This is a genomic window from Salinicoccus siamensis (genome assembly GCF_042429615.1).
Taxonomy (GTDB): Bacteria; Bacillota; Bacilli; order Staphylococcales; family Salinicoccaceae; genus Salinicoccus; species Salinicoccus siamensis.
On sequence record NZ_JBHMAH010000010.1, the window covers coordinates 82587 to 97738 of the forward strand.

At 51.7% G+C, this 15152-nt stretch carries 11 protein-coding genes; all 11 read right to left on the reverse strand.

Annotated features, from left to right (window positions below):
- Positions 1-29: 29 nt before the first annotated feature.
- Positions 30-1151, reverse strand: a complete 1122-nt coding sequence (locus ACFFLE_RS04235) for a DUF418 domain-containing protein (RefSeq protein ID WP_380569902.1) — start codon at positions 1149-1151, stop codon at positions 30-32.
- The gene (gene addA, locus ACFFLE_RS04240) at positions 1144-4593 is read right to left on the reverse strand and encodes a helicase-exonuclease AddAB subunit AddA (RefSeq protein WP_380569903.1); all 3450 of its coding nucleotides are present in this window, start codon (positions 4591-4593) and stop codon (positions 1144-1146) included. Before addA ends, ACFFLE_RS04235 begins: the two co-directional genes overlap by 8 nt.
- Positions 4574-8077 carry a PD-(D/E)XK nuclease family protein gene (locus tag ACFFLE_RS04245; protein WP_380569904.1) on the reverse strand — a complete coding sequence of 1168 codons (3504 nt, stop codon included), beginning with the start codon at positions 8075-8077 and terminating at the stop codon, positions 4574-4576. The genes addA and ACFFLE_RS04245 overlap by 20 nt, the downstream gene beginning before the upstream one ends.
- A gap of 48 nt (positions 8078-8125) precedes the next feature.
- Positions 8126-8659, reverse strand: coding sequence for a signal peptidase I (gene lepB, locus ACFFLE_RS04250; protein ID WP_380569905.1), 534 nt, complete (start codon positions 8657-8659; stop codon positions 8126-8128).
- An 11-nt stretch (positions 8660-8670) separates the two neighbouring features.
- A complete protein-coding gene (locus ACFFLE_RS04255; protein ID WP_380569906.1) occupies positions 8671-9276 on the reverse strand; it encodes a TVP38/TMEM64 family protein in 606 nt (201 codons plus the stop codon).
- A 77-nt stretch (positions 9277-9353) separates the two neighbouring features.
- The gene (locus tag ACFFLE_RS04260; RefSeq protein WP_380569907.1) at positions 9354-10676 is read right to left on the reverse strand and encodes a glucose-6-phosphate isomerase; all 1323 of its coding nucleotides are present in this window, start codon (positions 10674-10676) and stop codon (positions 9354-9356) included.
- Positions 10677-10735: 59 nt separating this feature from the next.
- Positions 10736-11536 carry a tryptophan synthase subunit alpha gene (gene trpA / locus ACFFLE_RS04265; RefSeq protein ID WP_380569908.1) on the reverse strand — a complete coding sequence of 267 codons (801 nt, stop codon included), beginning with the start codon at positions 11534-11536 and terminating at the stop codon, positions 10736-10738.
- Entirely contained in the window at positions 11536-12738 is a 1203-nt protein-coding gene (gene trpB / locus ACFFLE_RS04270; RefSeq protein ID WP_380569909.1) for a tryptophan synthase subunit beta, read from the reverse strand. Before trpB ends, trpA begins: the two co-directional genes overlap by 1 nt.
- Positions 12707-13345: a phosphoribosylanthranilate isomerase gene (locus tag ACFFLE_RS04275; RefSeq protein WP_380569910.1), complete on the reverse strand. Its 639-nt coding sequence runs from the start codon at positions 13343-13345 to the stop codon at positions 12707-12709. The genes trpB and ACFFLE_RS04275 overlap by 32 nt, the downstream gene beginning before the upstream one ends.
- Positions 13346-14110: an indole-3-glycerol phosphate synthase TrpC gene (gene trpC, locus ACFFLE_RS04280; RefSeq protein WP_380569911.1), complete on the reverse strand. Its 765-nt coding sequence runs from the start codon at positions 14108-14110 to the stop codon at positions 13346-13348.
- Complete coding sequence (trpD, locus tag ACFFLE_RS04285) at positions 14111-15130, reverse strand: anthranilate phosphoribosyltransferase (protein WP_380570019.1); 1020 nt, start codon at positions 15128-15130, stop codon at positions 14111-14113.
- Positions 15131-15152 lie beyond the last annotated feature (22 nt).

Genomic DNA, 15152 nt, shown 5'->3' on the forward strand with positions numbered 1-15152 from the left:
CGCTCCTCTTATTATGTGTATTTATTATATTATAACATGTCTCTCTTGTTTTTCATGTCATTTTCAGAATTATTCGCAAACAAATGCTCGATTCCTTTCACATTATACTTTTCCATGACAGCAGAGAGCACGAGGAGAAAGATGTAGGCTGCTGAAGCAAGCCATATCATGGAAGATATCTCCATTTCCCCATACATGCGCATGCCAATACCATAGAAGACAAGCATGAACAAGATATTCGATAACACATAAAGCGTGACGATGTATCTACCGGCACGGCTGAACACGCCGATGATCCTCCCAGGCAGGACTATAGTGGCATATGCCAGCAGGAAGAAATAACCCAGGGCAAGGACAGGGCCCCCGAAGTTTTCGGCAAGCAGCCGTCCGCTGTAACTGCCAAGCGTCAGTACTTGGGCCATCTTCATTGCGATGCCACCGCCTGCCAACACGACGAAAAGTACGATGGCCATCACGGGGCCATCAGCAATCATCCGGACAACATCAAGCTTTCCGAAGGACAGCCCGATGAGCAGCCATGGCAGGACGGTGAATATAAGGCCATACAAACTGCTCAATGCATTCTGTGAAAATATTTCAATATTCATCGCGACAATCGCAAAATAATCCGTGTCACGGAAGACGGAGGTATACTCGGTCACATCCTGCATCGCCGTATAGATGATATCTGTCGGAGACCCTATATTTGTAAAGAAACCGACAAGTACATTCGTTGTCAGATGTACAGCAAACAAGGCTAAGCCGCTAAACAGCGGTGCGCTCCAGTGCGCCCTCACGAATAACACCGTCACCAGGCCCATCAGCGCCAGTCCGGGAAGGAAATCGAATGCGTGGACGAAAAACGTATGCACTATCCCCAGGGCCAACAGAAATCCGAGCACCTTGGCCAGGTTCCCCACCCCGATCCCGCTATAGGAGTGGATGAGGTAACCGCCTACAAGCGCAATCAGAGGGACGACTGCCCCTCCGATGAAGATATCGAGCGCCAGGAAAGTGCTGAGGTTGATTCCGTGCAAGTATTCGTATGGGTTCACTGCATCATAGGGCATCATGAAATATAATCCGTTCATCAGGAGGGCAAGGAGCAAGGCAAAACCAAGTATACTCCTGGCCCTCATATTATCAGTCATCAATTTTAACCGCTCCATACTCAAAGAAATATAGGTATACAGTAACATTTTTGCTTAGGGCCTGCATGATGGATCGCCTGTATATATCCATCTGTGTACGGTAACGGTCGATCAGATCGTCCACTTCATCACCCGGACGCAGCCGGTCCGTCTTGTAGTCGATGATGACATAGCCCTCCTCCATCTCAAGCAGTACATCGACGATCCCCTGGACCATCTGGCTGCTGAAGTCCGAATATCCGATTGCTGCCTGGTTCATGATGAAAGGCGTCTCCGTATATATCTCCAGGCTGTCATCCAAGAGCTGGCGCATATCATCATCAGACATGAAGCGCTTCATGTTGATCATCATCTTGTCGCGGTGGGTATCCGTAATCAGGGGATCTTCTTCAGTATGCACCCTGATCATATCGAGCATGAAATCTTCAAGCGGGCCCTCTTCGGCTTTATCCAGCCCGCTTATTTCATCATACCGGTTCAGAAGATGCATCATCAGTTCGTGCATCATGGTACCAAAAACAGGCGCTTCCATCGAGCTGCTCCTGAAATTGGGGGCTCTCAAATTCGGCGTACGGTCATGCCGGATGACCGCACTATCGTCTGGAGGCGTTTCATTCCGCCTTTTTATTTCCGTTACCGATTCCTTATATACAGTATGCGTCGCTGCCCGATCTGGATAACGGTAAAGGATGCGTTCCTTAAGCAATTGGTTTTCGTTTGTCTTCAACTGTTCGATGTCATCAAGCGTAATATGCTCCCTCGATTGCCTGACTTCCTTGATTTCTCCAATCTCCGCCATTTCAAGTGTCTGGCTTGGGATCTGATCCAGTACCGGGGCCAGCAGGTCCCTGATGTTCTGGATGGCCAGACGGTCATCTGCATGGACCATGCCGCCTTCATAGCTGAACTTATCCTTCCGTTCGTCTTTATAGACAAGCGGGATGATGAGCTGGTGGACTGCCCGGGTCAACGCCACATAGACGAGGCGCATCTCTTCACTGATCCGCTCACGGCGGACCATTCGCCTGAGGACTTCCGAGTGGATGCTTGGAAGCACTGCCTGATGTTTTGGCATATAGCGTTTGAATGCTATCCCCGCGTCAGGATGCACTGCTGCTTTCCTTGACAGGTCCATCATATTAAGCTGACGATGGAGACCTGCATAGATGACATAGCCGAACTCCAGACCTTTCGATGCATGGATGGTCATGACGCGTAATGTGTCATCTCCGTCTGAGACTGTATTCTCCTCACCGAAATCCTGCCCATCCTGGATCATGCGATGAATGTATGCAATAAAGTCGTAAAGTGACAGATGCGACATCTTTTCAAATTCCATGGCTTTTTCGATGAAGCCGTTCAAGTTCGCCCGCCGGGTCAGGCCGCCACGCATCCCTGCGAAGTATTCCAGTATATTAAGTTCGGCATAGATTTCATCGATGAGTTCCGGCACGCTCATATACCGTGCGTGGGAACGGAACATTTCAAGTGCCTCACTCAGAATCCCTATCTTCTTCATGACGACTGCAGACCCTTCGTATGTCAACACCGCCTCATACAAGTAATCCTCGTCCGAACGTGCCCGGATTTCAGCGATGTCATCTTCCGAAAAGTCGAACATGGGCAGCCTCATTACACCGACGAGATGGTCATCCTGCAGCGGGTTGTCGATGATCGACAGCAGGCTGATCATCGTGCGGATTTCAAGGGTATCCAGATAACCGGAACGGTTGTTGACAAAAACAGGCAGCTCAGCTGCAGACAGCAGTTTGCGGTACGCTTCATTATCCCGCGTATTGCGGGTCAGAATCACGATATCCTGATAGTCGACGCCTTTCTTCCTGAGCTTGCGGACGATTTCTGCAATATGGAGGATTTCTGCATCACTCCCCGCCCCTTCCGCATTTTCTATAATGTGGCATTCCGACGCAAGCGGTGGGGCATCCAGATAATTCCCTTGAACAAGCCGATGGGTTTCGTCGTAATCCACTTCCCCGACCTCCTTGTCCATAATGCGTCCGAACACATCATTCGTCACATCAATGACTTCCCTCCGTGAACGGAAGTTATGGTTCAGACTGATCAATCTGCCGCTTCCAGGATTTTTGAAGCGTTCCGCCTTCTCGATGAATAGTGAAGGGTCTGCCTGCCTGAATTTATAGATGGACTGTTTCACATCCCCTACCATAAATAGGTTGCCGTCCTGTTCGTCCCCCGACTTCAGCGATTGTATAATCGCTTCCTGCACACGGTTGACATCCTGATATTCATCGATCATGACTTCCTTGAACTGTGCACGGTAGCGGCGTCTGATGTCACCATCTTCAGCCCCCAATATGGCCAGGGCATAATGTTCATAGTCCGAAAAGTCCATTTCATTACGCGCACGCTTTTCGCTCTGGAACCGTTCGAGCACTTCCAGTGCGATTTCAATCAATGTGTTCCTCATGCCATTGAGGGGCGATAACTCCTCCTTGACGAGGGAGAAGGTATAGGCAGGTAGTTCACGTATTTCCTGATACCGTTTCTTGATCCGGTTCTGGACGTCGAGCAGTCGTTTTTTCTCATCTTCATCTTCGATATTGCGGATGAACGCCGAGCGACCGTCTTTGAGCATATAGGGCGGCAGCTCGACCGGATCACCGTTGCGGTTGGTCTCCATCGCTTGGCGCACGCTTTTCTCAAGTGTTTCCAGGCCGTCAAAGGCATCCCGTACCTGCGTTTCTTTTATGGATGTGTGTACTGCTGTCCTGTAATGCTCAAAAAGCCGTTCGATATCCGGGTACAGTGCCGCGAGCTTCAGCCTGACATCGTGGTTGTGGGAGGCTAATATGCCCCCGAGATAACCTTCATCCTGGTACCGATCGAGGTTCTCCTCCAGATACCCTCTCGGATCTGGACTCGCCACAGCGGTATGGTACAGATCCCGTATCGTGTTCTGGAGCCCATCATTGCTCTTGTCGGATGACAGCATCATGGCCAGCTGGTTGAAATCCGGATCCGCTTTTTTATAATAGGTTTCCAAAACATTCGAAATGGCCTGCTCAAGCCTGATCTTCATTTCGACGTCACCCAATGTGCGCATATCAGGCGGCAGTCCGATTGCATTATAATGCATCTGTATAAGATGCAGGCAAAAGCTGTGGAGCGTCTTGATATGGGCTTCCTTGAGCTTCAGGATTTCTGCATATATGGCCGGATCGCGCTTATCATGGTAGGCGGCCTGGAGTGCCGCCTCGATTTTATCCTTCATGTCACGGGCGCTCATATTGGTGAATGTCGCCACGAACACTTCATCGATGCTGTATTTTCCGCTGAGCACCTTACGGATGATGCGTTCGACGAGGACGGTCGTCTTACCGCTTCCGGCTGCCGCCGCCACCAATACATCAGACCCCTCATATTCAATTGCCTCGAGCTGTCTATCCGTCCACTGGACCATCTATGGCCACCTCGCTTTCAAATTCACCTATCGACTCTTCATCATAGGCGCTGACTCTTATATCTTCACGGTTCATCAGGGCATCGATATGGCATGCCGACTTGAAGTCGCACATCTCACAAGGCAGCCGCCCACCGTCCATCTCCATCGGGGAGACGCGGACGTCACCGCTGTAGATTCTGTCGGTGGCCTCCCGGTACATCTCCAATACGTGCGTCGCATAATGGGTGAACAGATGGGGGCTCATATACCGGTGCCGGGTCCGCCCATTGATCTTCCCGTTTTTCGTGACTGATACAGGGAGATAGCGGCCGTACTCCTTGAAATCCTCAAACTCGGACAGCATGCCCTGGATGCCGATGGAATGCTCGTCGATGATGCCGTCATATTCCGGGTGCTCGTTGATGAATACGCCGTCCGGGCGCATGCGCCTTCGGCGTTCCGCTTCGACCGTCTCGAGCGATGCCTCATCATCAAGCGCAATGAGCGGATCCCGCACCGGGAAGAACAACATGCTGTTCGGCATTATCTTTTCTTTACCGAAATAATCGGGACCGTGCTTCATCAGCACGTACATATAGGTGATCATCTGAAGCTCCAGTCCGTTCAAAATGCCTGCACGGGATATGCTCCTCGTACTCGACTTGTAGTCGATCAGATTAACGTATGCAGAATCCCCGATGTCATACATGTCGACCCGGTCGATCTTGCCGCGCAGAAGGATGCTGTAGCCGTCATCAGACGTCAGCGTCACCGCTTCCATTTTACTGTCCCTGAAGCCGAACGACAGCTCTGCATCCTTTATGTCATATTCTCCACTCGCTTCCATGTCCTTCATGAAGCGCAATAGGCGCATGATGGCATCGCCGGCGCGCTTTTTTAAGGACTGGTAGTAGCCCGTGCGCTCGAAGATGCCGTATTGGATTGCTTTGGAAAACCGTTCTATCCCTTGGGCCACGGCGCGTTCTATAGTCTCTTCTTCATGCAGCAGCGTATAGTCCAGCTGCTTCACGACGTCATACAGCACCTCGTGGTACAAGTTGCCGAGCTCAAGTGGTGCCACCTCATATGGCTTGCGTATCCTAAGCTTCAGTCCATAGCGGCTGAAATGTTGGAATGGACATCTGAAATACGATTCGAACCTCGACACACTGGCCTTCATCTCATTGGAGTAGAGCGCTTCCGCCGTTTCCCGTGAAAGCGGCTCTGCCCGGTTGTCATGGGTGAGGTTGCGCCTGAGGCGGGGGTAGACATCATGCCAACGTTCCTTGGCCACTATCTGATAAGCCTCGATCCACCCCCTGTACTCCGGCAGCGAAAGGAATGCTTTTGGCCCGTCGACCGGAGCCGTCATCATTTCACGCATCTTAAGATGCAGTAAGGGCTCCATGCTGTCGATCGAAGTGATCAGGCGGCTTGGTGCGAAGCGGTCATATTCATTGGTCTTCCGGTATTCATAGTGCCTGACACCTGTTTCCCCCGGCAGCAGTTCCGCCATGAAGGGGCTTATCTTGGTGCCGTCCCCTGACGGCAAGGTGCTCGACCAGCTCAAATACAGCCCTTCAGTCGCCCGTGTCACGCCCAGGTAGAAGACGAAACGCTCATCTTGCGCCAAAGTCCGGGAGCTCGGTGACAGTTCGATATCAGCATGCTCAAACACCACTTTCTCCTCATCTGTAATGATGTCCGTGCTTGTCGTCTCACGTGGCATGACGTCACGGTTCAACCCGATCATGAAGATGTACTTCTTGTTCTCCACCTTGGAGAGGTCGAGTGACCCCACCATCACCTGGTCGATGGTGGAAGGCAATAGACTGAACTCGGCATTCTTCAGGCCATCGATGAAAGTTTCATAGAAGATGGTGAAGGAGACTTCTTCGTCATCAAAGACGACGTAGGCGTCATCGAGTAGGCGGATGAACATATTGTAGGCCTGTTCCGTCTCGTCCCGCCTTCCGACTTCACCTGCTGCGTCAAGCTGCTCCATCTCGCCGACCAGCCTGTCTGCGATTCCTTCATCAACGACGAAATCATAGATGATGCCGATATAACCGCGTACTGTATCCGCCTCCCTGAGTGCCTGATAAAGCGTTTCAAGCCGTGTCAGCATACGATTCTTGAAGTCGATCATGCCAGCATGTTCTTCCCCTCTATCGACGCGCCGCACCCCAAAGTCGGTAACTTCAGTCTGATAGCGGAAATGGTCGTCATCAAACAGCTGGAGCCCTTCGATGCCGCGTTCCAATATAAAGTTCTCAAGCAGGTCGACATAACCGCGCTCAACGTCTTCATGCAGGTATCCTGCCTTCAGCACGTTCATGAAGGCGGAAGCTTCGTAGTGCTTCATGTAGCACTCGAGAAGCCCCATCACAAACTGGATGAATGGGTGCTTATACATTGGTATCTTGCGGTCCATATGATAGGCGATATCGTAGCGCCTGAACACAGACTGGATGACTGGTTCGTAGTTGGGATCCCGGTGGAGCACACCTATATCGCTATAGGCCGCTTTCCCCTCAAAGACGAGATCCTCTATTTCACGCGCCACATCGTTGACTTCCTCGGTCACCGTCGGCGCCTCGGTAAAGATGACACCGTCATAGTCGAACAGCTTCTGACCCTGATCGAAGTAGCGCTCCATCTGGATCAGTCCAGCCTTATCCGAGCGTCTGAAATCTTCACCGAAGTGCGTAAAATCAAGCTTGGCATCCCCCATGTAGTAGCGTAGGCGCTCGATCACCGCATCAGTTTTACGAAAAAGCTGTTTATTCGTGCCTTCGTGTGTAAGCAGCAGATTGATCGTCCGCACCCTTGTCTCAAGTGCCTGGATCAGCGCAAATTCACTTTCTGTAAAGTTATGGAAGCCATCTATATAGATGACGGCATCTTCAAGTGAACGGATCGGCACATCTGAATACAACAGTTCGATGAATTGATCGGCTATGTTGATATCCTCTATCTGGAGTTCGTTGATGCGGCCTTCCCATCTGCGGTAGATCATCTCCAAGTCGTGCATCTTATCGGCGACACGGCCGGCCGGTGCATCTATCCGCTCGAAATCATCAGGCGCCACGCGGTAGGCCCGCAATTCACTCAGCATATCCAGAACCTTATCCGAAAACTTTATGTACTGTGCGCTGTTTTTATAGAAGCGGAGCGCCTGCTTCATTTCATTCATCATCTTGTGCAGGAGCATGATGTGCCCGCCTGACGATAGGGCATCACGCGTCGAATGCCCCGTTTCATTAAACACATGCCACATGAGCCGGTTGAAGCTGAAGACAGCTGTACGCAGGCTGCCGACGCCTGGATGCTCCGCTGTCGGATTGGTGATGATGTTCTCATACCGCAATGTATTCTGGGTAGGTGTCACTATATATATACTGGAGCCAAGAGGCGCCTTCTCCGTAATCTGCCCGATTTCATCGAACATCTGCCTGGTCTTTCCCGTACCGCTCACTCCAGTCCAGATATTGATTCCCATATACTCACTCCTTCAAGTAGACAAAAGACACCCGAATAAGGGTGCCCATCAATCGAAATTAGTGCCAAACCTGTTCAGTGGCCAAAAACGCAACTGTACTTCACCTATAATCTGTTCCCTATCGACCATCCCGAAGTCCCGGCTGTCACGGCTGATGGGACGATTATCCCCAAGTACGAGGAATTGATCTTGCGGAATCTCCCCACCTTCCACGCCGAGATCGGAAAGTGTAAAATTATCCATATAGGAATCCCCGGTATTCACCACATAGTCCTCTTCAAGGGGCTCCCCATTTACATATACCTGCTTGTCTTCCATCTTCACCGTATCCCCCGGTGTTCCGATGACCCTTTTGACATAGGCTGGCCCCACCTCAGAATTGAAGACGACCACATCCCCAGTTTCATATCCACCGAAGTATTCCACGATTTTATTGGCTACGACCCTATCTCCGTCTTCGAATGTCGGATCCATACTCAGGCCATCGACCGAGTAGGATACGAAAAGAAAGGATCGGATCAGAACAATCAGGATGACTGATACGAGGATGGCCATCAGCCATTCTCCAACTTCCTTCTTCATCCGCTTCCCTCCTATTTCTCCAATTTACTATTGATATACCTCTGGTACCATTTTGAAAAGAAATACAGCACCACAAGGAAAATGATTGATAGCGTCAACTGCAGCGGCGAAGTGAAGAATGATGTAATATCATATCCGACGATGGACATAAGCAGTATCATAATCGCCTTGGACACCAGCAATATATATAAGTATACGACTTTTCTTATGTTCGATAAAGCAGCTATAAGATTGATGACTGAACTTGGCGTAAAAGGCAGGGACAGGAGGATCAGCAGAAAGGAGAACCCCTTCAGATCGATGAATTCAAGCATCCCCTCCAACCGCTTATGCCTGTGGATATATCTCTGGGCAGGCGCACGGAGGAAGTAACGGATCGTCAGAAAGACAAGGTAACTGCCACCGACCGTCCCCGAGTAGCTGAGGAGGAAGCCGATTATGAAACCGTAGGAATTGATGTTTATGATGACAATCGCAAAAAGCGGAAGGAACGGCAGGAACGATTCGATCAGTGTCAGAACGAACCCGACTAGCGGCCCGAGTGCTTCCACTTCAGCAAACAGGGATTCCAGACCTTCCTGGGTGGTCAAATTCTTGAGTAGGGTTTCGAGTTCCAATACGCATAACCTCGCACATTTAATAAAGGCTATATTACCTTGTAATATAGCCTGATCTTCCCTTGATTATATAGTTTTTATCGGAGTCTGTCATTCAATTGTTCTCTCAATGAATCATAACCTGATTTGCCGAGCAGCGCGAACATGTTCTGCTTGTATGCTTCAACACCTGGCTGGTTGAACGGGTTGACCCCAAGAAGGTAGCCGCTCATCGCACATGCCACCTCGAAGAAGTACACCATGCTGCCGAACGTATAGGCATCAAGGCGGGGCACTTCCACCATCATGTTCGGCACGCCGCCGTCGACGTGGGCCAGGATGGTCCCGCGCATCGCCTGACGATTGACTTCATCGACGGTCATGCCTGCGAGATAGTTCAGGCCATCAAGGTCCTGGGATTCTTCTTCGATGGTCAGTTCGCTGAGGGGAGTCCCGATGCTTATGACGGTCTCCATGAGCGTGCGCCGGCCTTCCTGGATATATTGTCCCAATGAGTGCAGATCAGTGGTGAAGTGGGCACTGTGCGGCAATATGCCTTTGTTGTCCTTCCCTTCACTTTCACCGAACAGCTGCTTCCACCATTCCGCAAAATACTTGAGCCGTTCATCATAGTTGATCAGCATCTCCACAGTGTAGCCTTTGTCGTAGAGGGCGTTCCTGACCACAGCATATTGGTATGCAGGGTTCTTTTCAAGCGCCGGTTCAGCCAGTTCCTCCATGGCATCGGCAGCGCCCTGCATCATGGCATCGATGTCTATGCCTGAAGCGGCGATCGGCAACAGACCGACTGCAGACAATACCGAGTATCTGCCACCGACATCATCCGGGACCACGAACATTTCATAGCCTTCTTCACGGGCGAGTGTATTCAAGGCACCCTTCTCCTTGTCCGTAGTGACATAGATGCGGCCCTTTGCATCCTCATGTTTTTCCTCAAGGAGCTGCTTGAAGATGCGGAAGGCGATTGCCGGTTCCGTCGTCGTGCCTGATTTGCTGATGACGTTGATCGAGAAATCCTTGTCTTCGAGATAGGTCTTCAATTCATTCATATAGTGGCTGGACAAGTGGTGGCCGGCAAATATAATTTCCGTCCCTTCATGTGAAAATGTCGGCTTCAACATTTCAATTGCAGCTTTGGAACCCAAGTATGAGCCGCCGATGCCGATTACGAGCAGGACGTCGGAATCCTTCCGGATCTTCTCGGCAGACGCTTTGATGCGTGAAAATTCTTCCTTGTCGTAGTCTTTCGGCAGCCCGACCCAGCCGAGGAAGTCACTGCCCGTCCCCATCTTGTCATGAATCATCTCATGCGCTTTTGAGACGAAAGGGGCAAGGTTCTCAATTTCTTCCTGGTTCATGAACCCTGCAGCATTGGAATAGTCAAATTTGATATGTGTCATAGTAGCCTCCAGAATATTTTATCCTTCGCTACTATTGTAGATAAAACACAGCGCGCTTTTCAATCAATTTGTCGCACCTTTTCGATTCCGGCATTTTCAGGGATCAGGTCGGCTATCTCCTCGGCCTGCCCGGCATGCAGGAGTTCGACGATCCGGCTGCCGACTATGACACCATCGCAATGCGCACCGATCTCTCTAGCCTGCTCCCGCGTCTTGATGCCGAAGCCGGCACACACAGGGACCGGGCTCACTTGGCGCACAGCTTCCAGATGCGCACCCAATGAGTCATCAAAGCCGTCCCTGATACCGGTTGTACCATTGACCGTAACGGCATAGACGAAGCCTTCCGCCGTCTTGAGCACTTCTTCCATGCGTGCTTTTGAACTGGTCAGCGTGACGAAGCGAATCAGTGCAATGTCCACATCCTTCAATGGAACTTCGAATTCTGCCGATTCCTCATAGGGCACATCCGGAATGATCACTCCTGATATGCCCGCTTCTTCACACAGCGCGGCGAAATTCCCGACACCAAGCCGCAATACCGGATTCGCATAGGTCATGATGACGATCGGAATGTTTATCTCATCCTTGAAGCCTGCAACTGCCGTAAGCACTTCCTTCAGCGTGACGCCTTCGGCCAATGCCCGCTTTCCGGCTTCCTGTATCGCCGGACCGTCCGCCACCGGGTCGGAGAAGGGGATGCCGAGTTCAACGATGGATACACCAGTCGATTCGAGCTGCAGTATCTGATCTTTAAGATTCGCCAGCCCGCCGTCTCCAGCCATGATATACGCGATGAAGGCCTTACCTCCGGCTGATTCCAGATTTTCGAATTGTTGTGCGATGCTTTTTCTGCCCATTAGGCTTCACCTTCCTGACGTGCTTTGATTTCCGCTACATCCTTGTCGCCACGCCCGGATAGGCAGATGACGAGAATTTCATCACCGGTCATCTGACCGGCCATCTTGATTGCATGTGCTACCGCATGGGCACTCTCAAGTGCCGGTATGATGCCTTCTTTATGGGATAGTATCCTAAACGCCTCCAGTGCTTCCCCGTCCGTGATATGTGCATATTCTGCACGGCCGATCTCCTTTAGATGGCTATGCTCGGGCCCGATTCCGGGATAGTCGAGGCCTGCTGAAATGGAATAGGCCTCCTGCACCTGGCCCGCCTCATTCTGGAGCAGGTGCATCTTGGCACCGTGCAGGATGCCGACACTGCCTTCGTTTAAGGAAGCCGCATGGCGGTCCGTCTCTATGCCATCACCGGATGCTTCCACACCAACAAGGCGGACATCTTCATCGTCTATGAATGGATGGAACATGCCGATTGCGTTACTCCCCCCACCGATGCACGCCACTATGGCATCAGGCAGGCGCGCTTCCTTATTCAGCATCTGGCGCTTCGTCTCCTTGCCGATTACGGACTGCAGGTCACGCACGATCATCGGGAATGGGTGCGGCCCCATCGCTGAACCTAAGACGTAATGGGTATCTTCTACATTGGCGACCCAGTATCTGAGCGCTTCGTTGACCGCATCTTTAAGTGTCCCCCTGCCCTGATCGACACTGACGACCCGGGCACCGAGCAGTTCCATGCGGAAGACGTTCGGTTCCTGGCGCCGTATGTCTTCTTTGCCCATGAAAATGACACAGTCCAGATCAAGTAGTGCACAGACAGTCGCTGTGGCGACACCGTGCTGGCCAGCGCCCGTTTCTGCAACCACCTTCCTTTTGCCCATCCTTCTGGCAAGCAATGCCTGACCGATCGTGTTGTTGATCTTGTGTGCCCCGGTGTGGTTGAGGTCTTCGCGTTTAAGATAGATCTTCGCCCCGCCTGCATATTCCGATAGCCTTGCGGCATGATAGAGCGGCGATTCCCGTCCCACATAGTTTTCCAGGTAATGGTTCAGTTCTTCACGGAATGCTTCATCATGCTGCGCATCCTCATAGGCTTCCGTCAATTCTTTGAGCGCGTGCATAAGGGTCTCCGGCACATAGCGGCCCCCGTATTCTCCGTAGTGGCCGTCAGCATCGGGCTGAGTATAGATTTTTTCCACTTTCCTCTCCACCTTTCATTGTTCTGATCAATTCAAATATCTTATCTTTGTCCTTCACGCCATGTGTTTCGACGCCACTCGACACATCGACGGCTGCAGGTGCAACCAGATGTTTTGCTTCCCTGATGTTGCCTGCATTGATGCCACCGGCCAGCACCAGACGGGAATGGTCGAGTGCCCTACCCTCGAGTGCCGACCAGTCAAACCGCCGTCCGCTGCCACCGCGGTATTCTGCCGGTGGACTGTCGATGAGTATGTGGCGGGCATCATACCGGAACATTTCCGCAATGGGCATGCTGCCGATGGAAAACGCTTTGATCACCGGCATTTTCAAGCCTGCCGTATATGCGCGCGACTCATCCCCGTGCAACTGTACATAATCGAGGCCGACCGCCTTATGGACATATTCGACATCTTCAGCCGGTGCATTGACGAAAACACCCACACATTCGACTTTTCCTCTAACTGCTTCTGCCATTCTTTTGGCCGTGTTAACGTCGACCTTCCGAGTACTGGGTGCAAATACGAACCCGATCATATCGGCCCCTGCTTCTGCAGCCCATCCGGCTGCTTCGACCGTCTGGATGCCGCATATCTTAATCTTCATCTACAGCACCCCTTTTAGGGCGCGGATCGTTGCGGCCGGGTCTTCTGCAGCCATCAACGTCTCCCCAACGAGCAGTGCTGCGGCACCGGCCACCCGCATCCGCCTGCCGTCTGCTGTTGTACGTATGCCGCTCTCGGCAATGAAGTGCACCGGGTGATGGCCATATGTTTCAAGCAGTTTTTCTGTATCACCCAAATCCACTTCAAATGTCTTCAGGTTGCGGCTGTTGATGCCGATAAGTGCAGGGTGAAGCTTCAAAGCACGCTCCATTTCATCTGCAGTATGTACCTCCACTATGCATTCAAGGCCATAGCTGGAGGCATATGCGAACAGTCGCTCCAGCGCTTCGTCGTCCAATGCTGCCACAATCAGGAGGATGACATCTGCTCCATGCCGGTATGCCCGGTCGATCTGCCGCTCGTCTATGATGAAATCCTTGTTCAGTACAGGCAGCGCGACTACTTTCCGGACCGCTTCGAGATCCGCCATTGACCCTTTGAAATATTTGTCATCGGTCAATACTGAAATGGCGTCAGCACCGCCTGCTGCATATTTCTCTGCCTGCTCATCAGGCTCCATTCCGATGTTGATGTCCCCCTTCGACGGAGAAGCCCGCTTCACCTCCCCGATGATGCTTATCGTTCCGGCAACGTCAAGCCTATCCTTCAAGGAAATGGGCGTTCTGTCCGGCCCTTCTTCCTCTGCTGTGAGCCGTGTCACTTCCTGCTGTTTATATGCAATGATGTCATCTAATATCGTAGTCATTCAAAATCCCCCTCTTTTTGAATATGCGACGAGCCGGTCGAGTTTGGCCAGGGCTTGTCCGGATGAAATGCTTTCCTGCGCCATTTCAATGCCTGCCTGCACGGAGTGGGCCTGTTTGGCGCAGTATAGCCCGATGCCGGCATTCAACAATATGGTGTCGCGCTGGGCTGGTGTCGCTTCGCCAGTCAATACATTCTTCAAAATCTGCGCGTTCTCTGCGCTGCTGCCACCGTTGATTTCTTCCCGTGTATAGGAGGGCAGGCCGACCGACTCCGGAGTGAAGGTCGCATCTTCAATTGTTCCCTCATCGAGTATGGTCATATGATTTTCACCGAGCAGCGAGGCTTCGTCCATTCCGCCCGCTCCATTGATGACCACCGCCCGGCTCCTTCCGAGCCTTTTCAGCACTTCTGCCATCGTTCTCAACTTATCCTGCCGATAGACACCGAGAAACTGGTAATCGAGTGCCACCGGGTTGATGAGCGGCCCTATCAGATTGAATATCGTCGGTACTTTAAGGTCGTTGCGCACTTTCATGATGCGCTTTATTTTTGGATGGACATGGGGGGCAAAGAGAAAAGTGATGCCATTGTCATCCAACAGATGATCGATATCACTCGGCTGAAAAGACAGTGATACACCAAGTTCCGCCAACACGTCAGAGCTCCCGGTCCTGCTTGTAACGCTTCTGTTGCCGTGCTTTGCAACTTTTATGCCTGCCCCTGCAAGGACGAAAGCGGAGGTCGTCGAAATGTTGAAGCTATTGGAACCATCCCCGCCTGTCCCGCAGTTATCCATGACACCTGGAACATCGCGCAGTATGGGCATCGCATGCCTCCTCAACACCTCTACAAGCGCTGTGATCTCGGCCACGGTCTCCCCTTTGGCCTTCAAGCCCATCAGAAAGGCGGCTATTTCGCTGTCGCTCACTTCGTCCGTCAGCAGTATGGAGACTGCCTCCGTCATTTCCCTGCCGGTCAGATCAGCGCGTTCCGATAATTTTGCCAAGTGTGGTTTCATACTGCCGTAATCTGTTCTTGCC